The 25,272-nt window shown below is 42.6% G+C and carries 27 protein-coding genes; 6 read left to right on the forward strand and 21 right to left on the reverse strand.

All coding sequences use genetic code 11. From position 1 onward, the window contains the following. Positions 1-67: 67 nt before the first annotated feature. On the reverse strand, positions 68-1,096 hold the full coding sequence (gene yutH / locus MHI35_RS14790; RefSeq protein WP_119125316.1) for a spore coat putative kinase YutH: 1,029 nt from the start codon (positions 1,094-1,096) through the stop codon (positions 68-70). Between the two features lie 114 nt (positions 1,097-1,210). Between yutH and MHI35_RS14795 the strand changes: the two genes are divergently transcribed. Continuing rightward, a complete protein-coding gene (locus tag MHI35_RS14795; RefSeq protein WP_144522681.1) occupies positions 1,211-1,711 on the forward strand; it encodes a phosphatidylglycerophosphatase A family protein in 501 nt (166 codons plus the stop codon). A gap of 40 nt (positions 1,712-1,751) precedes the next feature. On the opposite strand, the gene MHI35_RS14800 is transcribed toward MHI35_RS14795, so the two are convergent. The 3 genes from MHI35_RS14800 to MHI35_RS14810 are packed head-to-tail and all read right to left on the reverse strand — an operon-like array spanning position 1,752 to position 3,273. Then, the gene (locus MHI35_RS14800; RefSeq protein ID WP_088001779.1) at positions 1,752-2,525 is read right to left on the reverse strand and encodes a TIGR01457 family HAD-type hydrolase; all 774 of its coding nucleotides are present in this window, start codon (positions 2,523-2,525) and stop codon (positions 1,752-1,754) included. Between the two features lie 18 nt (positions 2,526-2,543). Then, positions 2,544-2,978 (reverse strand): DUF86 domain-containing protein, encoded by a 435-nt coding sequence (locus MHI35_RS14805; RefSeq protein ID WP_088001739.1) that lies wholly within the window; start codon positions 2,976-2,978, stop codon positions 2,544-2,546. A gap of 19 nt (positions 2,979-2,997) precedes the next feature. Then, positions 2,998-3,273: a YutD family protein gene (locus tag MHI35_RS14810; RefSeq protein ID WP_003213192.1), complete on the reverse strand. Its 276-nt coding sequence runs from the start codon at positions 3,271-3,273 to the stop codon at positions 2,998-3,000. 120 nt (positions 3,274-3,393) lie between these two features. On the opposite strand from MHI35_RS14810, the gene MHI35_RS14815 reads away from it, so the two are divergent. After that, entirely contained in the window at positions 3,394-4,029 is a 636-nt protein-coding gene (locus MHI35_RS14815) for a YhcN/YlaJ family sporulation lipoprotein (RefSeq protein ID WP_144522682.1), read from the forward strand. Between the two features lie 39 nt (positions 4,030-4,068). Here MHI35_RS14815 and lipA read toward each other — a convergent pair whose 3' ends face one another. Next, positions 4,069-4,965: a lipoyl synthase gene (lipA, locus tag MHI35_RS14820; protein WP_034317455.1), complete on the reverse strand. Its 897-nt coding sequence runs from the start codon at positions 4,963-4,965 to the stop codon at positions 4,069-4,071. Between the two features lie 327 nt (positions 4,966-5,292). On the opposite strand from lipA, the gene MHI35_RS14825 reads away from it, so the two are divergent. After that, the gene (locus MHI35_RS14825) at positions 5,293-6,237 is read left to right on the forward strand and encodes a M23 family metallopeptidase (protein ID WP_249407402.1); all 945 of its coding nucleotides are present in this window, start codon (positions 5,293-5,295) and stop codon (positions 6,235-6,237) included. Positions 6,238-6,293: 56 nt separating this feature from the next. On the opposite strand, the gene MHI35_RS14830 is transcribed toward MHI35_RS14825, so the two are convergent. The 5 genes from MHI35_RS14830 to MHI35_RS14850 form a co-directional block, all read right to left on the reverse strand. Then, positions 6,294-6,524 carry a hypothetical protein gene (locus MHI35_RS14830; protein WP_144522684.1) on the reverse strand — a complete coding sequence of 77 codons (231 nt, stop codon included), beginning with the start codon at positions 6,522-6,524 and terminating at the stop codon, positions 6,294-6,296. Between the two features lie 126 nt (positions 6,525-6,650). Then, entirely contained in the window at positions 6,651-7,421 is a 771-nt protein-coding gene (gene yunB, locus MHI35_RS14835) for a sporulation protein YunB (protein ID WP_144522685.1), read from the reverse strand. 69 nt (positions 7,422-7,490) lie between these two features. Beyond that, the gene (locus MHI35_RS14840) at positions 7,491-7,796 is read right to left on the reverse strand and encodes a YunC family protein (RefSeq protein WP_144522686.1); all 306 of its coding nucleotides are present in this window, start codon (positions 7,794-7,796) and stop codon (positions 7,491-7,493) included. Positions 7,797-7,863: 67 nt separating this feature from the next. Further along, positions 7,864-9,240 (reverse strand): bifunctional metallophosphatase/5'-nucleotidase, encoded by a 1,377-nt coding sequence (locus tag MHI35_RS14845; RefSeq protein ID WP_211063471.1) that lies wholly within the window; start codon positions 9,238-9,240, stop codon positions 7,864-7,866. A 63-nt stretch (positions 9,241-9,303) separates the two neighbouring features. After that, the gene (locus MHI35_RS14850) at positions 9,304-10,155 is read right to left on the reverse strand and encodes a DUF72 domain-containing protein (RefSeq protein ID WP_144522688.1); all 852 of its coding nucleotides are present in this window, start codon (positions 10,153-10,155) and stop codon (positions 9,304-9,306) included. A 309-nt stretch (positions 10,156-10,464) separates the two neighbouring features. On the opposite strand from MHI35_RS14850, the gene MHI35_RS14855 reads away from it, so the two are divergent. Both MHI35_RS14855 and MHI35_RS14860 read left to right on the forward strand, forming a co-directional pair. Beyond that, a complete protein-coding gene (locus tag MHI35_RS14855; protein ID WP_335349734.1) occupies positions 10,465-11,625 on the forward strand; it encodes a PucR family transcriptional regulator in 1,161 nt (386 codons plus the stop codon). Positions 11,626-11,691: 66 nt separating this feature from the next. Next, on the forward strand, positions 11,692-12,852 hold the full coding sequence (locus tag MHI35_RS14860; protein ID WP_335349733.1) for an oxalate decarboxylase family bicupin: 1,161 nt from the start codon (positions 11,692-11,694) through the stop codon (positions 12,850-12,852). Positions 12,853-12,902: 50 nt separating this feature from the next. Here the strand turns inward: MHI35_RS14860 and MHI35_RS14865 are convergent, their stop codons facing one another. Continuing rightward, the gene (locus tag MHI35_RS14865) at positions 12,903-14,093 is read right to left on the reverse strand and encodes an MFS transporter (protein WP_217016275.1); all 1,191 of its coding nucleotides are present in this window, start codon (positions 14,091-14,093) and stop codon (positions 12,903-12,905) included. A 159-nt stretch (positions 14,094-14,252) separates the two neighbouring features. After that, the gene (locus tag MHI35_RS14870; RefSeq protein ID WP_211063475.1) at positions 14,253-15,488 is read right to left on the reverse strand and encodes a pyridoxal-phosphate-dependent aminotransferase family protein; all 1,236 of its coding nucleotides are present in this window, start codon (positions 15,486-15,488) and stop codon (positions 14,253-14,255) included. 169 nt (positions 15,489-15,657) lie between these two features. On the opposite strand from MHI35_RS14870, the gene MHI35_RS14875 reads away from it, so the two are divergent. Beyond that, positions 15,658-16,536, forward strand: a complete 879-nt coding sequence (locus tag MHI35_RS14875) for an endonuclease I family protein (protein ID WP_144522693.1) — start codon at positions 15,658-15,660, stop codon at positions 16,534-16,536. Between the two features lie 15 nt (positions 16,537-16,551). Here MHI35_RS14875 and MHI35_RS14880 read toward each other — a convergent pair whose 3' ends face one another. The 9 genes from MHI35_RS14880 to MHI35_RS14920 all read right to left on the reverse strand — a co-directional run bounded on the left by MHI35_RS14880 (position 16,552) and on the right by MHI35_RS14920 (position 25,180). Next, positions 16,552-17,295, reverse strand: coding sequence for an IucA/IucC family C-terminal-domain containing protein (locus tag MHI35_RS14880; protein ID WP_211063476.1), 744 nt, complete (start codon positions 17,293-17,295; stop codon positions 16,552-16,554). Positions 17,296-17,316: 21 nt separating this feature from the next. Continuing rightward, positions 17,317-18,354: a FecCD family ABC transporter permease gene (locus tag MHI35_RS14885; RefSeq protein WP_211063477.1), complete on the reverse strand. Its 1,038-nt coding sequence runs from the start codon at positions 18,352-18,354 to the stop codon at positions 17,317-17,319. After that, positions 18,347-19,363 carry a FecCD family ABC transporter permease gene (locus tag MHI35_RS14890; protein ID WP_012011169.1) on the reverse strand — a complete coding sequence of 339 codons (1,017 nt, stop codon included), beginning with the start codon at positions 19,361-19,363 and terminating at the stop codon, positions 18,347-18,349. Before MHI35_RS14890 ends, MHI35_RS14885 begins: the two co-directional genes overlap by 8 nt. 70 nt (positions 19,364-19,433) lie before the next feature. Then, complete coding sequence (locus tag MHI35_RS14895; RefSeq protein WP_211063478.1) at positions 19,434-20,387, reverse strand: ABC transporter substrate-binding protein; 954 nt, start codon at positions 20,385-20,387, stop codon at positions 19,434-19,436. 139 nt (positions 20,388-20,526) lie between these two features. After that, the gene (locus tag MHI35_RS14900) at positions 20,527-21,435 is read right to left on the reverse strand and encodes an alpha/beta fold hydrolase (RefSeq protein WP_249407401.1); all 909 of its coding nucleotides are present in this window, start codon (positions 21,433-21,435) and stop codon (positions 20,527-20,529) included. A 65-nt stretch (positions 21,436-21,500) separates the two neighbouring features. Beyond that, positions 21,501-22,412 carry an alpha/beta hydrolase gene (locus MHI35_RS14905; RefSeq protein WP_211063479.1) on the reverse strand — a complete coding sequence of 304 codons (912 nt, stop codon included), beginning with the start codon at positions 22,410-22,412 and terminating at the stop codon, positions 21,501-21,503. A 312-nt stretch (positions 22,413-22,724) separates the two neighbouring features. After that, entirely contained in the window at positions 22,725-23,153 is a 429-nt protein-coding gene (gene psiE, locus MHI35_RS14910; RefSeq protein WP_012011173.1) for a phosphate-starvation-inducible protein PsiE, read from the reverse strand. A gap of 37 nt (positions 23,154-23,190) precedes the next feature. Beyond that, positions 23,191-24,498, reverse strand: coding sequence for a HAMP domain-containing sensor histidine kinase (locus MHI35_RS14915; protein WP_211063480.1), 1,308 nt, complete (start codon positions 24,496-24,498; stop codon positions 23,191-23,193). After that, on the reverse strand, positions 24,485-25,180 hold the full coding sequence (locus MHI35_RS14920; RefSeq protein ID WP_211063481.1) for a response regulator transcription factor: 696 nt from the start codon (positions 25,178-25,180) through the stop codon (positions 24,485-24,487). Before MHI35_RS14920 ends, MHI35_RS14915 begins: the two co-directional genes overlap by 14 nt. Between the last annotated feature and the right edge of the window lie 92 nt (positions 25,181-25,272).

Below are 25,272 nucleotides of genomic sequence, written 5' to 3' on the forward strand. Positions count from 1 at the left end.
TGATTTCTTTAAGCATAACGAAAAACGCCTCAAGAGAAAAGAGACGTTTCATCTGTTCACGGAAACTTCAAATCAGTGGACCTGTGATCCAGCCAACAGGTGGAATAAGGCTTCCGCCGCTTCGCATGGCACTCATTTCTTGAAAGACTTTTAGAAAGTATTCATAGCGATTCGCATCATTTAAGACGTAATCTAGCCGTTCTTCATAATATGATTTTTCAGTTTCTCCCGACATATAGTAGCCTTCCACAATTTCAAAATAATGAAGCGGAAACAACAAGCGGCTGTATAACAAACGCTTAGAAAAAGAAGAAAGTGGTGTTACCTGCTCATATTGCTGAAGAAAGGAGAAGCCCTCTTCAATTAAATCTTCCTTATGCTGGACAAAGGTTTCTCTTAAGTATTCGGCGATATCCCGGGTTGGATGATCAAAGACCCAATCTACAGGTAAACGAAGCGGTTGTTCAAGCGGCCATGTTCTCCGCGAAAAACGCTGGTGGCAGACAGTGCCTGAGTCACATTCTTTCGGTTCATCATCCAGCTCAGTATCCACTAAATATTGAATGGCGTTTTCCGTTAATCCAAGATAATACGGAAAGGATTCGATGAATTTTTTTTCAAACCGTTCTAGTGGTTTTTGGTGCATTTGCTGCATCCAAAAACCTTCAAGCTGATCTAACCGTTTTGCCCATAATTCCTTCCACGCTCCCACACGTTTTGTTTCAGACACCTCATATGGAAATCCTCTTCCCCTAACATGAAAGGTCGCCAGCTCTGACGCCTGTTGAAACGAGCGACTTGAGATCGGCGGTGCTGCCTTTAGTAAAGCATACAGCTCCTTTCCATGAGTAAAGGTGGGTTTCTCTTCATTCGTTAATTCAAACACAGCGACGTATGGGTCTCCGGCATTCAGTAAATACTGACTGATATGAAACAGCTCTGTGAGTTCTTCTTCTCGCAAATGAGACACAGGAACAATGATAAAGAGAGCCTCCGACGTTTGAAAGCTCTGATAACTGCCGTATGGCATAAGTTGACGCACATCAATACCAAATGTGTGATAAATGGTTTCTTTCATGTTTTCACCTGCGTTCATAAGATCAATCTCTTATCATATCGTAGTCGCAGGTTGAGGGATTTATGAATACTATTTACTATCCGAAGCTTTCTACACGTTGTGGACAAATTACGAGGATTGGGTGAGGAATATATGCCGCATCATCATGAGATGAACGAAGTAGAAAAAACAGCAAGACGCCGTTTACAAGAACGAGGCGTATCCATTCAAGATATAGCAGACCTTGTCTACTTTTTACAGGAAAAATATCATCCTGGCTTAGACATGACAGAATGCATCCACAATGTGGAGCGTGTCATCGCAAAACGAGAAGTCCAAAATGCGATATTAACAGGTGTCGAACTAGACGTATTAGCCGAGCAAAAAAAACTGACCGAGCCACTTCAGTCTATTCTAGAAACAGACGAAAGCCTGTACGGTGTTGATGAAATTTTATCGTTTGCTATCGTTAATATTTATGGTTCGATCGGCTTTACGAATTACGGATATATCGATAAAGAAAAACCAGGAATTCTCGGGAGACTCAACGATAAATCCACAGGAGAATGCCACACCTTTTTAGATGACATTGTCGGCGCCATTGCGGCAGCAGCATCAAGCAGGTTGGCACATAGTGTGAGAAATGTGGAATAAAGCAAAAAAGAGGACGCGCGCGTAACGCTTGTCCTCTTTTTTATGATAATCGTTCAATCCACTCAGATAATGAATCAATGACATAGGTTGGCTGTTTATCATAGTTCTGAAGCAGCTCTTTTGTTGTCACGCCTGTATGAACGAGCAATGTGTCCATTCCTGCATTCATTCCTGCCATAATATCCGTATCATAGTTATCACCCACCATGAGCGTCTCAGACACATCGGTCCCGAGCACCCGCATGGCTTGTTCCATGATGATGGATTCTGGCTTTCCGATAAATGTTGGCTGGACTGTCGTGGTGACGGTCAATACAGATGTTAACGAGCCGTTACCTGGCAGAAGTCCTCTTTCTGTTGGAATGGCAATGTCTCCATTTGTTGAGACAAATTGTGCGCCTTGACGGATAGCAATCGCACCTACTGCGAATTTTTCATATGTCATGCTGCGATCAATTCCAACCACAACGAAATCAGCATCCTCCTGACCAAATGTCAGCCCTTTTTCTTCAATGGCCTGCTTGATTCCTTCTTCACCGATGACGTAAACAGACGCGTCTTTCTTTTGTTCAGCAATATAATTGGCTGTTGCCATACTTGTTGTAAAGACTTGTTCTTCAGTTGCTGGGATATCGAATGAAACAAGTTTTTCCGCTACCTGCTTTGGCGTGCGTGACGAGTTATTCGTGACAAACAAGTAGGGAATGTTTAGCTCATTTAACTTTTGAACAAATTGACCAGCTTCTTCGATCTTTTCTGTTCCTTTATACATTGTTCCGTCTAAATCAATTAAGTAGCCTTTGTATTTCATGATGCTCACAACTCCAATGAATTATTTAAACGCTGATACTGGGCCAAGCTCCTGCTCTAAGTAGGTACGGATGCGGTTTGGGAAAACCTGTAGCGCATGCTCAACCTCGCTAATCACCTGCAGCAAGTCGTGATGATCCACTTCTTGGTATTGCTGTACAAGTGTTTTGCGACACGAGACAAGCTTTTTCAGCTGACTGCCTTCCTCTTCGGGTACAACCTTTTCATCAACAAGAATATCCATGATGTCATCATAGCTTCCTGGATCACGCATAATAAAGCCATCAATCATGTCATTTCCCGTATCAAGAATACATTCGACGAGCAAATGAACAATTCGTTCCAGCGCTTTTTTCTCTAGTGGACTTGTCCATGTTTGATGACTCTGCATCAACTCATATTGCTCCTCGAAAAAACGTAATGTCTCTTCAATTTTTTTTCTGTCTACGAAATACATCATGACGCTCCCCTTTGCGTTATTTTCTGATTCGTTTTAAGACAAAATAGGCACAGCCAAAATTACAGTATTCATAAATGTATTCATCGAGTGTGCTGATTTTTGTATCAAATGTGGCCTTTTGGTTTTGGTCATCAAAGAACCCCTTCAATCTCAGCTGATTGTAGCCCCAGTCCCCCACAATATAATCATACTTATTTAAGATATCTGAGTACCTTGCTTTAAACGCTTCTTCATCAAAACCGTCTTTAATATCTCTTACAAGATCAAAAGTAGCATTCTGAATGACGATCATCTTCTCACCTCTTTTTAAACGATCCATCTTTAATGATAATTCATTGGAAGAACTCCATCAATTGCTAAAGCATGTTTTTTCCGATTTAGCCGAAGCTAAAGAAAAAAGGAGGTCACATTTATGAAGAAACAACTGACAGCCGCGATTCTCCTCAGCATGCTTTTAGGCGGGTGCGGCTTTCAATCAGGTATGAACCGGCAAGTGGATGAAGATTCTTCAAGTAAAACCATCCGTCTGTCGGATCGTCATGAAGGAAATAATTCCAACATGCCAGAAGCAGACACAAACAGAGCAGGGTATGTTCGTTATCAGCGCCAGCAAGTAACGGATCAGAAAGAAAGAACACCTGCTTTAAATCGCGAGCATCTTGCCCACGTTATTACAAGTTTAACTGTGCAGCTGCCAAACATCAAAGATGCAGCCACACTTGTGACAGATGAGGATGCACTCATTGTGTATCAAACAGGCAACAAAAACCGGGATGAATCTGCCGATCAAGTAAAGAAAACGGCGGTTTCTGTTCTCCCTCGTTATTATCATGTATACGTCTCTGATAATCCAGAGCACTTTCAATCCATTGCCAATTTTTCACGTCTTCAAACCAATTCTCGTGATTTTGATCAAATCTTAACGAAAACGATTCAACAAATGAAATACTCCCCTCAAGGTGGAGATATTTCTACGAAAGAAGATGCAAATGGTATGACGAATTCCGACCGTACCATGAGGAGAAATGCCCCTTACGGCCAAAATTAACACGAGAAAAAACGCCAGAGATCTCTGGCGTTTTCTTTGTTATGCTTGCGCCTGACGCTTTTTAGACGCTTCGTTTACTTGTTCATCTGCATGGTAGGAAGAGCGCACAAGCGGTCCAGCTTCACAATGGCTAAAGCCTTTTGACATCGCAATTTCTTTCAGCTCTGCAAACTCATCCGGATGATAGTATTTTTGCACTTTTAGATGTTTTTTTGAAGGCTGTAAATACTGACCAATCGCCATAATATCGACGTTGTTAGCAAGAAGATCATCCATCACTTCAATGATTTCTTCCTTCGTTTCACCGAGTCCAATCATAATGCTTGATTTCGTTGGAATGTCAGGCTGCATTTCTTTTGCACGGCGCAAGAATTCTAATGAACGATCATATGTAGCACGCGCACGAACTCTTGGCGTTAATCTACGAACGGTTTCAATATTGTGATTTAAAATGTCAGGACGTGTGTCCATTAACGTCTTCAAGTTATCGTAATTGCCGCCCATATCTGAAGGGAGAACTTCAATTGTCGTAAACGGGCTTTTTCTTCTAATGGCACGAACGGTTTCCGCAAACACACCTGCTCCGCCATCCTTTTGGTCATCCCTTGCAACCGCTGTTATCACAGCATGTTTTAAGTTCATTAACGCGACTGAATCTGCCACACGTTCTGGCTCTTGCAGGTCAAGCTCAGTTGGAAGTCCAGTTTTCACCGCACAGAAACGGCATGCGCGTGTACAAACAGATCCAAGAATCATAAATGTGGCGGTTCTTCTCACTGCCCAGCATTCATGAATATTCGGACATTTTGCTTCCTCACAAACGGTATTCAGGTTGTTTTCCCGCATCATTTTTTTCAAACCGGTATAGTTTTCATTCGTATTCAGCTTAATTTTAAGCCAGTCCGGTTTTCTTACGTGCTCTTCCTTCTTTGCCAATTCCATCATCTCCATATGAATTCGTTAAAGGTGCATCTACAAAAATCTTCCTGCTATATACGATGGATGCAGCTAAGAAGCTGCAAAAAATTGAATCTTCGGCCTAAAGCCTTTTCTTTAGACACTTTAACATAGTACAGATTGAACAACAAGGGAATGAGCTGCAAAAATACCCAAAAGCCTCCTAAAAAAATCAGAAGAAAATTACTAACATTTTCTTCTTATGAAATAGGGTGATCTAACCACACTAAACGGTAGAAGACGATGCTTAATGAAAGGAGATGGACGTTTGTGAAAGTGGTTTTAGCCATCATAATCGCTCTTTCAATGCTCCCTTTACCTGTTCATGCACAAGGGGAAGGCAAACAGCCAGACGTACTAAAGCAGCGAATGGCACTATACGAAAAAGTCGCCATCACGACACAAGTTCCATGGTATGTACTTGCTGCGGTTGATCAGTATGAGCACAATATTCGAAAAAGTAGAAGAGATTTACCGACACAAAAAGGCGTCATTGGCATCTACATTCCCCGGGAAATGTGGATCGGTCCTGAAAACCCGAATAAGCACGATACCTCTCCTTTAAGCATTAAAGTGTTTGATGGAATTGGTCTTGATGGAAACGGGGATGGAAAAGCAAGCAGCGATGACGATGAGGATGTATTATTCACGTTTGCTCAATACTTGCTTCATTACGGCAACAGCATTGATCAATTAAAAATTGCTTTATGGGACTATTATGGACGAGATCAAACCGTTGGAATCATTTCATCTTTTATGAAGCTATATCAGCACTATGGCCATCTTGACCTTGGAAAGCATGCTTTCCCTCTTCCGGTTGGAGCTGACTACAGCTACCGGAGTACATGGGGAGATGCAAGAGGATTTGGAGGCAGAAGAATTCATGAGGGTACAGATTTATTTGCCCATTATGGACTTCCCGTTCGTGCGACATCGTATGGTGTGATTGAAATGAAAGGCTGGAACCGCTTTGGCGGCTGGCGGATTGGTATTCGAGATATTCATAACCATTATCATTACTTCGCTCATTTAAATGGCTTTGCAAAAGGACTCAAAACAGGTCAAATAGTTGAACCCGGACAGGTCATTGGATCTGTCGGAAGCTCCGGTTATGGCCCCCCAGGCACAGCAGGAAAATTTCCGCCGCATCTTCACTATGGGATGTATAAAGACAACGGCAGAACTGAATGGTCTTTTGATCCGTACCCTCATTTAAGGGCATGGGAGAGAGCTGAGCGGAAACGGCATTAAAGAAAAAGGAGAAGTTTAGCGTTGTCGCTCTCTTCTCCTTTTTCACGTCTAACAAATTACTGCTCATTTTTCTCCTTCAAACCTAAAATTAAAAATAGAATTCCCATGATGAGGAAACTGAAATACACAACGGTTACTTCCATTGGAATCATGTCAAACATACCTCTAAAAATATCGACACTTAAGCTTTCATTTCTGATCAGTAAAATGGATGCTGTGATGTATTTAGCACTAAATACTATAGCAAAAACCAAAAAACAAATACCACTTACATAAAGTTTCTTCATAAAGCTCCCCCTAATAACAATTAAAATTGATCATGACACATACATCCATATGGAATCAAGTAGATAATGAGGTTTTGATTTACAATAAAGTCATATCAAAAAACAGCCCAATCATTCCTTGGGCTGTTATTCTTTCTTCTCCTTTTTTTCTGGGAGAACAATCGGTGGAGCGCCTGAGTTCGTTCCGCTCCCATTGTAATAATCTGGTACATCCCCTTGGACGGCTTGGATGGAGACGGGAACTGAGTTTTTGACCACGATTGTTTCAGATGCAAACGGGATGATGACTCTCACCTTGACCTCGATTAGAACACTAATATCAATCAAGGCATTGTTGATGCCATATGGCTTAATGTTTTTTTCAACGTCCGTATGCGGATCACCAATGACACTGAAGCGTACAGGCACTTTTGGCCCTAGGTTGGCGATGAGGGCATTTCCGGACGCTTGCCCAAGCGGAATGTTATATATAATGCCGTCATGTCCATCTGTTTGATCCTTTAATGCTTCTTTTGCCTCTTTTTGAAAGTTCCCCTTTTCAATGTCCTCTAAATTTTGTTGAAGATGACGTGACAGGTCAGCCATTGCTTTCGATGTTGCTTGCGCATTAAAATCGATGGTCGTTACTTTTCCGTTCTCACTTGTATTCATGACCACCATATCCTTCATATTCTCCTGATCTTCTGCAAAGTCTTGGACGGAATATTGAATTAGATGATTGGCGATACGCTCTGTTTCTAGTTCAGCAATGTGAATAAGGGTTGGTTTAATGGATCGGTTGATAAAGAATAAACTAATCACGGTTGAGAGCACAAAGAATAAGATCGCAAGCAGCATGACGTAACGAAATGGCAAAGGGCCCTTTTTGTAGGGGCGATAACGGCGGTTCATTCTCAATAAAAAATCCCCCCTTCTCCATTACATGTGTATGCAGACAGGCGGGGGGATAGGAATCATCTCTCTATTTTATTTCACCATTTTTAATAATGCATCTCTTCCAATTGTTCCAGCTGAGATGCCCAGTGCTTCTGCGGCGTATGTCACAGATTCTAAAGGAGCATCGAGCAATTGCTCAATCGTTCTTACACCAACTGCTCTTCCTGCAATAATTCCTCTATCTGCAAGCTTTTCATTCAAGAGCCCGACATCCAGTGCACCGCACATAATATACCCATGTTCATTTGTCACTGCCATAAAATTCGTCTTCGGCAGTTTGACGGTGACGGCTGTAAAGGAATGTCCATCAATGTTAATAGGTGTTAAATTCACCAAATCCCTTCACTCCTCTCATCACAATCTATGTGACAAGACGGCGAGTGTTGTTAGGCTAAAGCGGATTTCATGTGGCTTCCTTCAGGCGCCAATTAAGGACATCACGTAAAAATTCTGGCATGAAATACTCAATTTGTTCTTGATCACGAATATGAGGAAATAAAGAGCCTAATGTATACATATCGACTGTACCAACCGTATATAAGGCGTCTTTTTTGATCAATTGATCATGCACAAAAACATCCTTTACCCGCTTGGTTTCGCCTTCTTCTACTACTGTATAAGTGAGGCCGCTATACAGCATTTTCCCCATCAGTTCCCCTCTAAAGCCAAAGCCTTTGATGCGCAGCTGTTCCATTTTTTCTTCACATGCACGCCGAACGGTTTCGATGAGCTGTTGACCGGAAAGCGTCACACGAATAGGATTAATGGGATGCGGGCAGATTCGATGGACTTCTTCTCTTGTCACAATTCCTGCCTCTAATGAATCCAGCACCATGCCCGCATTCATCATGCCGATATCCGCCTCGCACCAATCTTTAATGGCATCTGTTAAGAGCTGCGGAAGTGGGGATTCATCAAACCACTTCGTTTCTAATCTTGACTCAATCTCTGTTACTTTTTCCTGCATGAGCGCTTTTGCTCTTCTCTCTGCTTGCTGTAAGGTAGTGATCGCTTCATCTGATTCACTGATCAGCTGATCCACTGACTGCACCGTTGCTTTTTTCTCGATTAACTCTTTGCTCGCTGTATCAATTGTCAGCTCGACACAGCCAATATAATGCCCATACTTTTCAGCACATGCAAGCAGCACTCCATTGTCCATTTCACCCTGTTCTAACAAATGATGCGTATGTGAACCTAGAATCATATCGATGTCAGGAAAATCACGGGCGACCTCTCGATCATGGATGATACCTAGATGGGATAAGAGCACAATGACATCCGCTTGTCCCTTCACTTCTTGCAACATGTCCCGTATGCTGTCAAACGGATCTGTAATCTCCCAGCCTAGCTTTTCATAAACAGGTGTATACGCAATGGTCACACCTAAGAGACATATTTTCAGCCCATTTTCCATTTGGATCATATGATAAGGCTTTGCCCACGATGGCCTTTTGCCTTTCTCAAATAAATTAGACAGGATCACTGGAAATTGTGCATGCTCGTACAATTGATCGAGCTGATCATGAGGCAGCGTAATACCTTCATTATTCCCAATCGTGACCCCATCATAGCCAAGTTGATTGAGAAGCTTGACGTTTACCTTTCCATAATCAGCTTCTGACACAAGGTTCACACGGTCCATATGGTCGCCAATATCAAACAAGAGCATCTGATCGTGAACTTGACGCTTTTCCTCAATATAAGCTGCAATTTTTGGCCAGTTCTCAAAGTGGCTGTGCAAGTCGTTTGTATGATATAACCATAGCTTCTGCAGCATGTTGATCTCTCCCTCAAGTTGTCACTGTACCATCTGATTCAAGTTGAAAGCCGCAGCTCTCATTTAACTAAATAAATCTAACTGCTTCGGAGAAAGGCTTGAATACGTAATACCCAGCAAATCAATCATCTGCTGACCATTCCCCGCTGCATCTCCGCCGGAATTATTATTAAACACGACATAGACATCTTTTGATTGCTGATGCAGAATGTCGAGATTCTTTTTCCACTCTTTTAATTCAGCTTCATTATATAAATATAAGTATCGCACTTCACGCCAATTTTCATGATCTGCTGGGTGAAGCCATCCCTGTTTATTTCTTCCGTGAAAACGAACCAATGTTTTATCACGGTTAGTAGCTTGTATGACTGGCGGAATGGAGCCTTCTCCCACTTGCGGCTCATCACAGACCGAATGAATCCAGCCTTCTTTTTCCATAAAGGACAAGGTCTGCTCATAAAACTCATCTGAGAACCATGTGCGGTTACGGAATTCGAGGGCACATGGAATGTCCCCCATCTTCTCTTTACACCATCTTAAATAAAGGACGTGCTCTTTTTTGCAATCAAACCATGGTGGAAATTGAAACAGAACCATGGCTAGTTTCCCTTCACGAACCAGCGGAGTCAATGAAAGAATAAATGCGTCAAACATCTCTTCCTTCGAAGCAAACGGAATTTCGCCTCTCTGATGACCGGTCATTCCTTGGTATGCTTTTACGACAAATTGAAAGGTATCTGGCGTATCCTTGATCCACTTTTCATGATTACGTTCAGGCTGAACGGCATAAAAGCTGGCATCCAGCTCCACAATGGGAAACGTAGACGAATAGTGAAACAGCTTTTGTGCGCTGCCGATTTTCGGCGGATAAAGACTGTCATGGTCACCCCAGCCAGTTAATCCGATATAAATCATGTTTCTCACCTCTTGCCACTTTCATGTATCCTCACATGAAAGCCTTTTTCTCTTGTCATACCCATCTTTCTAAAAGAAATTCTTCTGTCTACAACATATCATATTTGCCAGTAATTCTGAATGAAGATGACTGATGGTGCGTGATTTTATCATGAGTTCTGTTTGTTTGTCATATTAGTTGACAACATTCTATCTAAAATGATGTGAGCTGATAACATAATCTATATCAGAGAAGTGAACAGTGATTGTCCATTTTTTGATTCATCTTCACCAAGAGCTTTAGTTTTCAATAAAGGAGACTTAGTGGATATGAACATAGTCGATAACCAATTTGAAGCATTGCAAAAAATCGCTGAAAGGATTCGCCACCCTGTCTATTTGTATAACCAGCATGGGCGTCTTCTCTGCAACTTGCACATCACAAGCACTAGCCCAGAGTGGATTCGCATTCTCCCCTTTTTCCAAAGCAGGACACCCCATTATTTTTCGATAATAGATACGAAGCAAACCTTTTCTGTCTTTCCGATTGATCTGACCGAACAAACATGTGAGTATGTGATCATCCCCTCGTTCATTCTTCCGCTTGATAAAACACTGCAAGTCATCATTGAACAAGCAGTACACGAAATTTCGATGGCGCGAATGAGACAATATACTGCCCAGCAAACGGCCAAGCGTGCAAGAAATGAAGGGTTTCGCAGATGGATAGAGGGTGCATCGTCTTCTCAGCAAGATGCTACATACATTGCGAAGGCGTTTGGATTAAATGTAGATAGCAGCTATCTATGTATGATCTGTCAGCTTGATCCGTATCATGAGACCACTCATTTTTTGGAGCAGCAACTGATGATAGAACAAGTCGTTGATCTGCTCGACAGCGCACTTCCACACTCTCCTTTCCCTTCCTTTTTATTCGTCAAAGGGGATATGGTCATTGTTTTAATGGAAGAGACGGGCAATTGGTCAGAGATGAGTGAAAAACTTCTTTCTTTTTTGAAACAAATACAGATACTCGTTAGCATACAAGTGAATCACACCATTTCCTTTGGCGCGAGCTTGACTAGTTGTCGCATTACCCATCTGTCTGAGGGCTACAGTGAAGCATTAGAGGCGCTTCAAGCCGGGCATCTCTCGGCACAGTCCGAATATATTCAGTTCTACCAAGCAAAGGATGTACCAGATTTATTAAAGCTTATTCCGAGAAAGGATTTAGTCACGTTTCACCAGATGCACCTTCACCCGTTATATGAAGCTGGTCAAAACCTCCTCCACACCATATCTGTCTATTTAGAAACGCATTGCCACATTTCAGAAACAGCGAAACGTTTGTCTATTCATCGCAACACGGTCATCTATCGATTAGAAAAGTGTGAAGAGCTGCTTCGAATCAGCTTAAAAGACCCTGAAGTCACATTAAGGCTGCGTTTAGCATTACGTATTCAAATGATTCTTTCACCCCATCCTGATTGAATGTTTTCACCCGAAGCTTCATATAGTTTGGAGGAGAAATGTGAGACACATGAGGAGGGATAATCAATGGATGATGAGCTGCGTCACATCCCGCAGCCAATTCGAGAGGATGGTGCAGGTGCAACCGATCTAGGCCCACGGGACGTCCTTCGAGATATCGAGAACCCGGATATGCTTGTTCCACCTAAAACCGATGCCGGAACCATTCCTAACTTAAAATTTTCATATTCCGATACACATATGCACTTGAATCATGGCGGCTGGTCGAGAGAAATTACGAAGCGAGAGCTGCCTATTTCCACAACGATTGCAGGTGTCAACATGCGGCTGACTCGAGGCGGAGTGCGAGAGCTTCATTGGCATAAGCAGGCTGAATGGGCGTATATGATTTTAGGAAAAGCCCGCATCACCTCTGTAGATGCAGACGGGCGAAATATGATCGCTGATGTAGCAGAAGGAGATTTATGGTATTTCCCTCCAGGCATTCCGCACTCCATTCAAGGACTTGAGGATGGGTGTGAATTTCTTTTAGTCTTTGATGATGGTGCTTTTTCTGAATTTGATACGTTCACCATCACAGACTGGTTTGCCCATACACCGAAACACATTCTCTCCGAAAATTTTGGCGTTCCTGAGAAGCTGTTTGACCATATTCCGAATAAACAGCGCTACATGTTTCAAGGCTCTCCGCCAGCATCATTAGAAAGCCAAACGGTATCTGATCCATACGGAAGCATCGAGCCGCCATTTACGTACCAGCTGCTTCGCCAAAAACCGCTGACGACCTCTGGGGGAACTGTCCGCATTGTCGATTCACGAAACTTCCCTATTTCAAAAACCATTGCAGCTGCGCTTGTTGAAGTAAAGCCTGGCGGCATGAGAGAAATGCACTGGCACCCTAATAATGATGAGTGGCAATACTATTTAACCGGCACAGCCAAAATGACGGTCTTTGGAGCCGGGGGCACAGCCCGCACCTTTAATTACAGAGCAGGTGATGTCGGATATGTTCCCTTTGGTATGGGACATTATATCCAAAATACCGGTCAAACGAGCCTTTGGTTTTTAGAAATGTTTAAAAGTGATCGCTTTGCAGATATTTCGTTGAATCAGTGGCTGGCCTTAACTCCTCCTCAATTAGTGAAAGAGCATTTGCATGTAGATGATGACATGATTCGTGCGCTTCATAAAGAAAAATCACCTGTCGTGACATATAACAGGTCATGACCATAAAAAAACCGATCCATCTGTGCTGATCGGTTTTTTATCATTGAATTTTAAGAAATCACAGAACGTTGCTGCACCTTTTTCCCCCACACGATGGATGCAACGAAGCTTATGCAAAGCACTAGTGTTCCAAGCATAAAAGGAAACTCAATATTCACATCAAATAAAATCCCCGCAAGGCTCGGTCCGACAATATTGGCAAGGCTCATAAAGGATGTATTGAGACCGCCTGCTACTCCTTGCTGATTACCTGCCATTTTGGACAGCAATGTGTTGAGGGCTGGACGAACAAATGATGTGGCCGACAAAAATAAAATAGAGCCTGCAAAGATCAACCAAAAGGACGGCGCAATCCGACAAACGATGAGCATCAAAGCCGCACCTAGCAGTGCATAACGTACGACGCGCATTTCACCAAATCGTTTCACACAAGCATTCACCAACGCACCTTGGACAAGCACGCCAGCAAGGCCCGCAACCGTAATCACAAACGCAATATCCTTCGGTGTAAATCCATGTTTTTGGTCTACATATAAGCCGAAAATCGATTCAAAGTGAATGATGCCAAAATTGAGGACAAACGCCAATATAAACAAAAAACCGTAGGATGTCTTTAAAGCTTGCATCATTTGTACAAACGGGTTGAAATGAATGTCTTTGTTTAGCCGCGCCTCTTCCTGCTTTTCCTTTGTTAATGTTTCAGGTAAGAACAGGATGGACAATAGGGTAGAAAGAGCGGCAAAGGAACCTGCGATGAGAAAAGGAAAAGCAATCCCGTATTCCACCAAATATCCGCCTACGCCTGGTCCAATGACAAAGCCTAGCGTCATCGCTGCACTAAATAGCCCCATTCCTTTCCCTCGATTCTTCTCACTTGTGATATCAGCGATGTATGCAAACATGGCTGGCATGAGTAAAGCTCCGGCAGCACCGCCTAAAAATCGAGACACAAACAGCATCCAAAGCTGATCAGCAAATGCAAAAATAAACTGGGCAATCGTAAAGCCTGCGATCCCGGCAATGATCAATTTTCTACGTCCAAATCGATCGGTCAGTGCGCCTGCGACCGGTGATAAAGCAAATTGTGTGAGACCCGTTGCAGCGACAAGAAAACCGAGTGTTTTTCCTGTTGCGCCAAAGGCTTCGATGTAACTTGGCATGACAGGGACAATGAGGCCAAAGCCAAGCATGGCAATAAAAATATTGAGCATCAAAATGTATAATCTGCCCATTTTCTTCATATCAAAAAACCTCTTTCTGCTAAATAAATGAAAATGATGACAAAAATGATCAGAACTTCTTCAGTATAGCGATATCACTGTCTATAAGTCTAGTTTTTCAAAATTTAGTTTTCTTTTCCAAATAAAAAATACCCGCAAATAGCGAGTATTCTTATGACCTTATTCACCTTGTTCATAGATAGAAAGAGCCGCCTGAAGCCCTGCGCCGCAATGGATAGATGCACCGTGTTTGCTTAGAATTGCTTCTAGCCCTGCTAACACAAAGAGCACATTTTCTTTTCGGCAGCTATAGCCCATTGTGCCAATTCTCCATATACGTCCAGCTAGCGGTCCAAAGGAGCTGGCAATTTCAATGCCAAAATGCTTAAGTAGATCGGAACGTACCGCTTCTCCATCTATACCAATTGGAATCTCAATACATGTCACAACTGGCATTTTACAATGTGGATCACCGAACAATTCAAGTCCCATCGCTTCAAGACCTTTCATCAAGGCTTTCTCGTGATATGCATGCCTTTTGAAACGCTCAGACAGACCTTCTTCCAGCACAACACGAACCCCTTCACGAAGTGCATAGAGCATCGTTGTCGCTTCTGTATGATGATTTAATCGCCTAGGGCTCCAATAATCCTGAAGCTGGCTAAGGTCAAAGTAATTGCTTTTAATTGGAGAAATATCCATTTGCTCCTGCAATTCATCCTGTGTTGCAATTCCCTTTTCCACTTTCTTTCTCGATTCAACGACAGCTGCCACTCGGTCATTATACGTGATAGGGGACATACCTGATGGAACCGACAAGCACTTCTGCGTACCGCCAATGGCTGCATCAATCTTCCATTCGTCCACTTTCACCTCGGCCCCGCCAATGGTTGCTACAGCGTCTACAATGAACAACGCATCCAGTTCTCGGCACGCTTCACCAATTTGCTCAAGCGGCTGCAATCGTCCGGTGGATGTTTCACCATGGACCATCGCAACGATTTTAGGCCTCACCTGCTTCATTTCCTGAATGATATCACTAGGGTCAAAAACCGTTCCCCATTCACATTCCATTGTATGTACATCAGCGCCATAACGCTGTCCTATTTCAATGAGAAGATGACCGAACCGGCCAAAGACAGGCACAAGCATCGAATCACCCGGCTCAATGACACTAGCTAGCACAGCTTCTAGCCCTGAACGAGATGTGCCGTCAATCGGAAAAGCCCATTCATTTTCTGTTTGGAAAAGGGACCGCAATAAGGTCATCGTCTCATTCATGATCTGTGTAAATGCTGGATCAAATTGACCGAGAATGGGCGTACTCATTACACGGAGCACCCTTGGATCTACTTCAACAGGTCCTGGTGTCATAATCGTTCTTGAAGGTATTTGCAGTTCTTTCACGTTATCCATCCTTTCCCTTGCTGTCATCCTATATGCCCACTTATACCGTAATGCTGATAAAATAGCAATCTCTTTTCCTACGAATTGATTACATGAAATTTACGATAAATCCATTTATTTCTTTCTGACAATATGATAGAAATAAAGAGAATACATTCCCTATCAAGGAGGAAATCGAATGAAGAGAACCTTATTTGGAACTGTGGCTGCCGGTATCATGATATTCGGTACGTTAGCCGCCCCGCTACCGCAAGCTGCGAATGCTCAAAGCTTTACTCTGAATGAACCGAGCCAAACGATCACATTTTCCCCGTTACAGCTTCAAAACGAAACATCTGCACAACAAGCGAAAACTACCGCTTCAAGTCAAATCGATTCCTATTATCAGTCTGCTAATGGCAAATCAGGACCCGCTCTCAAGAAAGCTTTACACGATATTATTGATGATCATAAGCAGCTATCCTACAGCCAGGTTTGGGATGCCTTAAAGAAAACGGATGAAGATCCAAAAAATCCAAACAATGTGCTCTTACTCTATAGCGGTGTCTCTCGCTCAAAGCAATCAAATGGCGGTAATGTCGGCCAGTGGAACCGGGAGCATGTTTGGGCTAAGTCACACGGAAATTTTGGGACAAGCCAAGGCCCAGGTACAGATCTCCATCATCTGCGGGCAACAGACGTACAAACGAATAGCACTCGTGGAAATTTAGATTTTGATATGGGCGGAAATGAATACAAGGGAGCACCAGGCAATTTCTACGATAGCGATTCATTCGAACCTCATAGCCGGGTGAAAGGGGATGTGGCAAGAATGCTCTTTTATATGGCGGTGCGATACGAAGGTGATGACCGCTTTCCTGATTTAGAATTAAACGACAAAGTGAATAATGGCAGCGCCCCTCTTCACGGTAAAATGTCCGTACTTCTCAAGTGGCACAAACAAGACCCTGTCGATCAAATCGAACGGAACCGCAACGAGATCATTTATCAAACATACCAGAACAACCGCAATCCCTTTATTGATCACCCAGAATGGGCAAGTGAGATTTGGGAATAAAAAAGAAAGGCACTGCTACGAACAGGCAGTGCCTTTCTTTTTATCAAGCGGACAGACAAGACAATAATCGAGACTCTCCGATTTTTTCTCGAGCTTATAATACATACAGCAAGTCTTTCGATTGGATGTTTCTAGTAAACTGTCATCTAAGTTTAAGCTGTGATGAAATGGATTTTGTTTTGCTCCGAATACATCACCCGCTGCTTGCTTCAGATACAGATAGTCCTCTCGCACGCGCTGCTTCACCGCAGGGTCTTCAGCCTCCCGCATCATGCTGCGATAAAGAGAATTGATACGAACCGCTATGTTCTCCCACAAAATGGTGTATGGAAGTCTTGACGTGCGCTTCAGAACATCTAAAAGAGGTGTAACACACTCTGTGAACAGCGCATGTACAACCTGCTCTCTCCATTCATTCCGCTCTCCTTCTAATGGAACAAACGAACACAATGACTCATCGATTTCGATTTTCCGATCCTCTCTAAAGACACATGCTTCTGGTGGAAACTGATAGACACCGTCATACAGCGTCATCATGTACAAAGTGGAACTGACCGCTAGGTAGGCATAACGCTTTGAAAACATCGACGCTGCTACAGCTACATTCGGTGCATGCATCGCTTCTTTTTCAGCCTCTAATAAACGCAGGACAGATGCTTCTGAAAAAAGCGCAGCAAGTGTGCGATCAGATGTCATTGGTCCATTTGTGATGTGTACGCCGAAATCAAGTAATTCTCTCTCCACCCACTCTGGCCTCATATCAAAACCTCCATCTTTTGTTTATCGATTTCTCTGCTGGTATAACAAATAAATAAAGAACGGTGCCCCAATTGCAGCTGTGAATACACCTGCTGGTACATCTAATGGTAGAAAAGCCGTTCTAGCGACTAAATCTGCGAGCATCACGAGAATACTTCCAACAAGCGCAGATGCCGGGACCAGCGCAATGAAGGAACGGCCGATGATCATCCGTGCAACATGCGGCGCCATCAGTCCAACAAATTCAATACCGCCAGCAAAGGCAACGGCAATCCCCGCCAATGTCACACTCATCAGTAGAAAGAATAACCGCTTTGCCTGCACTTTTACCCCGAGACCTGTGGCAAGATCATCCCCAAGCTCCTTCACATTCATCGTTCTTGCTAACACCATGACAATCGGCAAAATGATTATGATCCAAGGAAGCATCGACGTGACGTCCTTCATCGTAGAACCATATAAACTGCCTGTTAGCCAAATATATGATTTTGTCGTCGTCATCGTATCACTAAGAACTAGAGTAAACGTCACACACGCCTTCATGATGGCAGAAATCCCGATGCCCATTAGGACAAGTGTGATTGGCTTCACCCCTTTTTTCCATGAAAGCAAATAAATCAGACACGAGACAGCAAAAGCTCCTGCAATCGCCCATAACGATTGATACGCAATAGGTACAGTGCCCATCCAAAAAACAATAAACATAATCGCACCGAACGAAGCACCACTCGTAATCCCAATGATGTCAGGCGATGCAAGCGGATTGCGGATTAATCCTTGCAAAATAAGCCCAGATACCGCAAGCGCAGCCCCCACTAAGACAGCCAGCAATGTTCTTGGAATTCTCAGTGTATTAAGCACAAAGGTATTTCCCTCTCCTTGACCGATTAAATGAAGAAGCACATCCATAGGCGAAATAAACCGGCTACCCATACAGAGACTGAGAATAAATAATCCAAAAGCAATAGCCGTCAATAAAAGTAAAATCAAAAACGTCCGCTTTGAAAATTGAAATGAAATGCGCCCACCCTTTGAACGCACTGTATATGTTTTAGCCACCTGTCTTCAACCCCTTGCGCACGAGATAAACAAATAGAGGCGCTCCTGCTACCGCTGTCATGACACCAATCGGTACTTCCTGCGGCATGATCAAAAAACGAGCCGCAAGGTCTGCGACAAGTAAAAGAGACGCCCCCACTACGGCACAATACGGCAGTACCCAGCGGTGGTCAGGTCCGACAAGCTTTTTCACAATATGCGGCACTAGAAAACCAACAAATCCAATCGATCCTGCGACAGCGACGGAGCCACCCGCTAAAAAGACGACGAGCACTCCCATCGTGATTTTCAGCATCAGCGTACGTTGACCAAGTCCCTTCGCAATATCATCTCCTGACAAAAGGACATTGATAGAGCGTCCAAGAAGTAGCGCCACAACTGTCGCACCTAAAATATAAGGCAAAACAGGCAGCAGCATATCAATGCTTCTACCAGACACAGAACCCGCCATCCAGAACAGAATGCTTTGAATTGATTGTTCATTTACAATCAAAAGACCTTGTGTAAAAGACGCAAACAGTGCAGATATCGCCGCACCTGCAAGGACAATTTTGACCGGTGTCAATCCATCTCTTCCAATGGAGCCCAAAAGAAAAACAAGCATCCCTGCAATTGCCGCACCTAAAAAGGCTGTCCACATATAGCCTGTTAATGACTCTGTTGAAAAGAAAACAATCGAAATGACGATAAAAAATAGTCCACCTGCATTAATTCCTAACAAATCTGGCGCCGCAAGCGGATTTCTCGTTAATGCCTGCATCAATGCACCTGAGATGGCTAGACTTGATCCAACAACCGTTGCAATTAAAGCTCTTGATAATCTGGATGTCATGACAATGACACTGTTTGGATCCGATTCATCAAAATGAAGAAACGCATGGATGGTGGCTTTGAGGGAAATCGAGGTTTGCCCAAGAGAAATGCTGAGCATAAAAAAGACCAACATCAATACGACGAATCCAGCAAAAAGCAGCGCCTTGCTCGAATCCTTTTTTAATAAACTTCTCATCTGATTCCCGCTTTCAATCTGTTATGGAAAAAGGAGAAAATGGTTTTTCACATTTTCTCCTCTGTTATCCTTATTTATCAATTCCGAGACGATCATAAATATCATCAAGCATCATGTTTGCAGCGATAATACCGCCACCCATGTTCCAAGTGATTTCATCCACTTTATGCACTTGTTTCGCTTTCACTGCGTCAAGCTGCTTCCATAAAGGATGACTCGTCCATTCTTTATATGCTTTTTCAACCGCTTTATCCTGATCATCCATGAAGTAATAGATCACGTCTGCATCCATTTGCGGAATGCTCTCTTTGTCTGTCAGTGTAATGATGTCTTGCTTTTTATCTTTGACATTCTTAGGTCCTTCAAAGCCTAGCTCTGTTAAAATGGACCCTGCGAATCCAGTTTGATAGATTCTAGCATGATCTGCACGGAAGTTCGCCACAGACACACTCATTGGCCAGTTTTTGATGTCTTTTTTCGCTTTTTCTTTGAAGTCAGCGACGCGGTCATCCCACTTCGTTAGCAATTCTTTTGATTTGTCTTGCTGATTTAAAGCATCACCCATTAATTTCACTGTATCTTTAAATGTGAACACTGTTTCTGTTGCAACAGTTGGAGCGATTTCTTGTAGTTGATCAAAAATTTGCTCATGACGGACTTTTGATGCAATGATCAAATCTGGGTTCAGTTTTTCAATTTCCTCTAAGTTCGGCTGTATTTCCTGCCCAACAATTTTGACATCCTTTAAGTCATCTCTTAAATATTTATACGTAGGTGCTTCAAGCCATGATTCAACAACACCCACTGGTTTAATGCCCATCGCGACTGCTGCATCGGTTGCTCCTTGGTACAGCGTCACCACACGTTTAGGCGATCCTTTAATTTCAGTTGAACCGATAGCGCTTTCAACGGTTCTTGTTTTTTCTTTACTATCTGACTTGCCTTCACTGCTATTGCTGCCACAAGCTGCAAGTAAAACGATGGAGAGCACAACTAATAGCGACCAAAAAGATTTTTTGAACATGTACCTCACCTATCCATTCTATATGTAGTCATATCGTTTGATAACGATTCTCATTATCACACTATGATTTTATCATAGAAAAGGATGGTGTCAATGTAAAATTTTAAGAAAAAGGGAGAGTATTGACTCGTTGTTCATATTAAATAGAACGATTCCACATTTGGATGGTCTCGCCAATCCGTTTTCCCACTTCGAGTAAAATGGACAAATGAGTATGTCCTTCCAGCACTTCATAGACTGATTGTTGCTTGATCTCTTCATGTGGCAGTTCATGATAGGCAGAAATTTTTTCTAGATCATACAGCTCATCCTCGCTGCCTACAAACATCGCATATGGCTGATCAATCCTAGCAAATTTCTTTTTAGGTGCGGACGGTGTTAAGGCAAGGGATAGATTGACGGTGATGGCTGTCAATAAAAGCGGATCCTGCTCAACTACCCATGTTGGATAATGAAAACGAACGGCTTCAGAATGACCCATCAGCTTTCCTTTTGTCATGGCAGACAAAACGAATTTCCATACTTGAACGGTCGCAAAAGGAATTTGATCAGGCCTTGCAGTGTCTGATTGATAGCCAAATTCAGGTGCAATAAAAAAGAAGCCATCAACCTCTCTTTTTTTCGGCCAAAATAGGTAATTTAGCAGTAATCCCGCTCCAGAAGAATGCCCGCAAAGATACAGGGCTCCTTTATACTGCTGTTTGATTGTATCCACAAACTGCGAAATATCTTGCCACACATCTGTGACACAAGGTGTATCGCCCTTTTTTCCATCTGAATGGCCGTGACCTCTTAAATCGATTAAAAACGTATTCACTTGAAAATCATGCTGAAGCGTATAGGCGATATGCTCATAACCAGCCAAACTATGAGCACCACCGCCATGAATCAAGATCACATTGGCCTGCGTCTGCTCTTCTGATAAAAATGGATAATACGCAAGGCTTGTACCATCATGTGATGAAATGAATTGTCTTTCAGGAATATGTACAGGGGCAGCCTGCTGCATACTTGCAAATGAGAATGGTTCGGTCTTGGTGTCTGTCAATTTTTTCACTCCTTCAAACAGAAACAAGAATGGCCAGCTGCGCTAGTCATCCTCATTCCTATAGCTTATTCATTGCATTCTTTCAAAGGGAAGGTATTACTTTCAATAATCGCGACAATTTGGTTTAACGCTTTTTTTGCTTCTGGTATAGGGAAAACAGGAAACACATGATTCATTTTAGGATATTCTATATAGTTTATTGGAACCCCCTGCTTATCTGCCATCTCTTTGAATTTACGGGCATCTGGAAGGAAGAATTCGTGAGTGCCTATAAAAACAGAAATTCGCCCCAGTGATTTGATATCCCCATAGATTGGACTGATTAAGTGGTGTGTTTCATCCATTTCACCCGCATATCTTTTTCCAGCTTCAATTAATAGGGCTAGATTGAGCATTGGTTCTTTTGGAACCATAGCAGCGATATCTGGGTTGCTTAATGTAACATCTAGCCATGGTGATAAAAGAATGATATTCCCTGGCTGCGGCAAGCCCTTTTTTGCCAAGTATTGAGCAAAAGCTAACGATAAACCTCCACCAGCAGAATCACCCATGATGACGATATTTTCAGGTGTTCCTTTCTCTAAAAGAGCTTGGTACACAGGAAGGACACTCTCGATCGCATCCATATACTGATAGTTCGGTGCTTTTGGATAAACCGGCACATACACCGTACTATTTAATTGCTTCGTCAATCGGTCTAAAAAACGCCAATGCCAAGTTAAAGGCTGTTCAATATAGCCGCCACCTGGTATAAACAACACCTGATGATCATCGGGCTGCACATTTGATTTCAACATGTACGTATCGACTGGAAACGAGTGGTTTTTAGTGATTTTATAGTTATTCTTGATTTTTTCAGGTAATTCATAAGGTAATTGATTTGCTCTTCTTCGTTCTTCTAGATAATCATTTACATTGAGTTTCTTTTTCGTCAAAACAAGCAGCTTTTCTACTAAAAAACTTTGAATGCTTCGCATATGATCGACCCCTGTTCATAGAATCATGATGACCAATGTCGATGGAAAGATAAGGCTTCTAAAGCATACCATATGAAGATGTACATCAGGAAAAAACCTTTTTATCCAACTGATCATTCACCATAACAAACAGTTATTCATTAATGAACAACTGTTTGTTTACTGTTACTCATATTCTACTTTTTAGATGCATGTCAATCAATTGTCAATCTGACCCTAACCGTTCATTAATAGACAGATAACGACTGAGTGTTCATTTCGTCAATGTCCAGACATGAAAAAAGACGAACGATCAGTGTTCGTCTTCTTCCCTTACTTCACTTCTTCATGCTCCTGAACTGCATGTCGTTTACTAGCGATAAAGAGAGCAACAGTCATGGCTAAAATGGTCAGCGCCCACCAGAAGGTCGATACAGCCTCTTTATGATCGATGATAATCAAACGGATGACGGCTGTGATGCCAATATAAATAAAGTAGCGAAGGGGAAAATGAAAGTTTGATTTAAAGTACTTAATAATTAAGGCAATAAACTCAAAGTACATAAAGAAGATCAGCAGCTCACCAAGCATTTCATAATAGCTTTCTCCTTTGTTGACCACATTCTTGTAGACAAATTGGACAATATACCAAGTCTCACTAATTAAGAGGACACTTAAAGCAATGGCTAGAAAGAATAGACAAATATTCAGAAGACCTTGCAAGAGATCGGGTACCTTTTGGAAGTTGTTGAATCGTTTCATTAGATTGTCTCTCCATTCCATGTTATTCATTTTTCACCTATATTTTAATGTGCCAGAAACGCAGCACAATGTAGTAAACGCCGTTCTTTTCCATTCTTTCAAACTGCCCGTGCATGCGGGACATCATTCGTTTTATGCTTCGTTCACCAAGTCCAGTGCTCTCCTGCGTGTCATTTGTCTCGTTTATCGCATTGCTGATATGGATCTCAAAGATTTCTTGGTCGGATAAAAATGTGAGATTGATGTCCTTTTTCGGGTCAGCGTATTTCAGTATGTTCGACATCAGGTTATCAAACACTCGGCCAAGCTCCTCGACATTCACATTGATATAGCTGTCTGGCAGCTCTCCTAAAAGATGAACCTTGAATGTCTCTTGCTGCAAGATCGCCACCTGATCTGATAAGAGATCGTAAATGACCTCTTTGACTGCAACGGTCTCAAGCTCAGGTTCATGTTCTTTATCAAGTAGAAAATAGGCAAACAGATTATCAGACAGGTTTTTCAATTGCAGTGCTTTTTCATAAGCACTTGCTATATATTGATCTTTACGTGTATCCGCTCCAGCCTCCTCTTTTTTCGCAAACTCCAAATTCATCATTAGCGACGTCAGCGGAGTCCTCATATCGTGTGACATTTCGGTAACCAAGCTGCGGCTCTCTTCTTGCAGCTCATCGATCGCTTGAAGCTTGTCCAAAAAAGCTTTACGAAGGTCCTCAATACTTTTGGCAATCATCGCTAATTCGTCATGCCCTTTCACCGTCATCTCATAGTCCAGCTCGCCGCCTTCAAGAATATGAATGTCTTGATGAATCGTTTGCAAGTAGCGTAAACTTTTGCGAATACCGAGAAGAACAATCAGGAGAAAAATAAGTGTCGCTCCGAGCAGCTCAAGTGTAAAGGCAAGATCGTGGTAACGAGACGAATAGAAACCATCCACCATGACCCGTCCTTCACCGTCGCTAAACTGAACCGGATAAGAATGATGCTCGGCGTATTGGGTCACCTTTTCTTTTCCATACGCCGATTCATCAGCAGCGGAATAGATGGAGTCATATTGTAGCACCTCATCCTTGAAGATGGTCAAATTAATGTAATTCTCTTCTTTCACCCACTCACCAAACGCTTTTCGATCTGTTGAAGACAGCTTATTCTCAGACACATAACGACTGAATTTTTGAATATATTTAGCTGACTCCTCCTCATAATACTCGTCCGAACTCAAGTATCCGTCAATGAGGTCATTGGTGATCTTTTGCAGTGTCATAAAAACAAGACCGCTCACAATGGCAGCCGCCAAAATCAGCAATGCCAGCTTTTTAGCTAGCGTATATTTACGATGTGCCAAATCGGTATCCTCTTCCCCATTCGGTTTTGATATAGATAGGACGTGCAGGATCATCTTCAATTTTGGCACGCAGCTTTCGAATATGCACCATCACCGTATTGTTGGAACAATAGAAATAAGGCTGTCCCCACACGCTCTCATAAATATTTTGGGCTGAAAAGATTTTGTTTCGCCTGCTCATCAGCAGCTTCAACATACGATATTCTAAATCAGACAGCTTGAGTTGTTGATTTTCTTTCCACACTTCATTAAATTCTTCGCTCACCCTTAGCTTGCCCCCAACAAGAAAAGTTTCTTCCTGTTCCTTTTTTTCCTGATAGACGGTGTACCTGCGTAATTGTGCAATGACTCTAGCATGAAGCTCTTCCTGTGAAAAAGGTTTTGTCATATAATCATCCCCGCCGGCAAGTAAGCCTTCGGTTTTATCGAATGTACTTGATTTGGCTGTTAGGAATAGAATCGGAACATTAGAAGAAGCTCTCATCTGCTGGCACGTTTCGATGCCTGATAGCCCCGGCATCATCACATCCAAAATCACCAAATCGAGCGAATCGTCCACAAACTTCAATGCTTGCTCGCCATTCATCGCTCTCAGCACCTCATATCCAGCACGTGTAAGGGATTCTTGCAAAAGGTCCCCAATATCCCGATCATCTTCTACGACTAATATTCGATGTGTCATGTCTCTCTCACCTCATGATACGTGATGTACTTTCTTTTATGTCTTTACTATATATCATCTAGCTATGTGAAAAGATACAGTATAAATCTTAA

Origin of the sequence: Bacillus sp. FSL K6-3459, from assembly GCF_038003305.1 — a bacterium.
Taxonomy (GTDB): Bacteria; Bacillota; Bacilli; order Bacillales; family Bacillaceae; genus Bacillus; species Bacillus pumilus_O.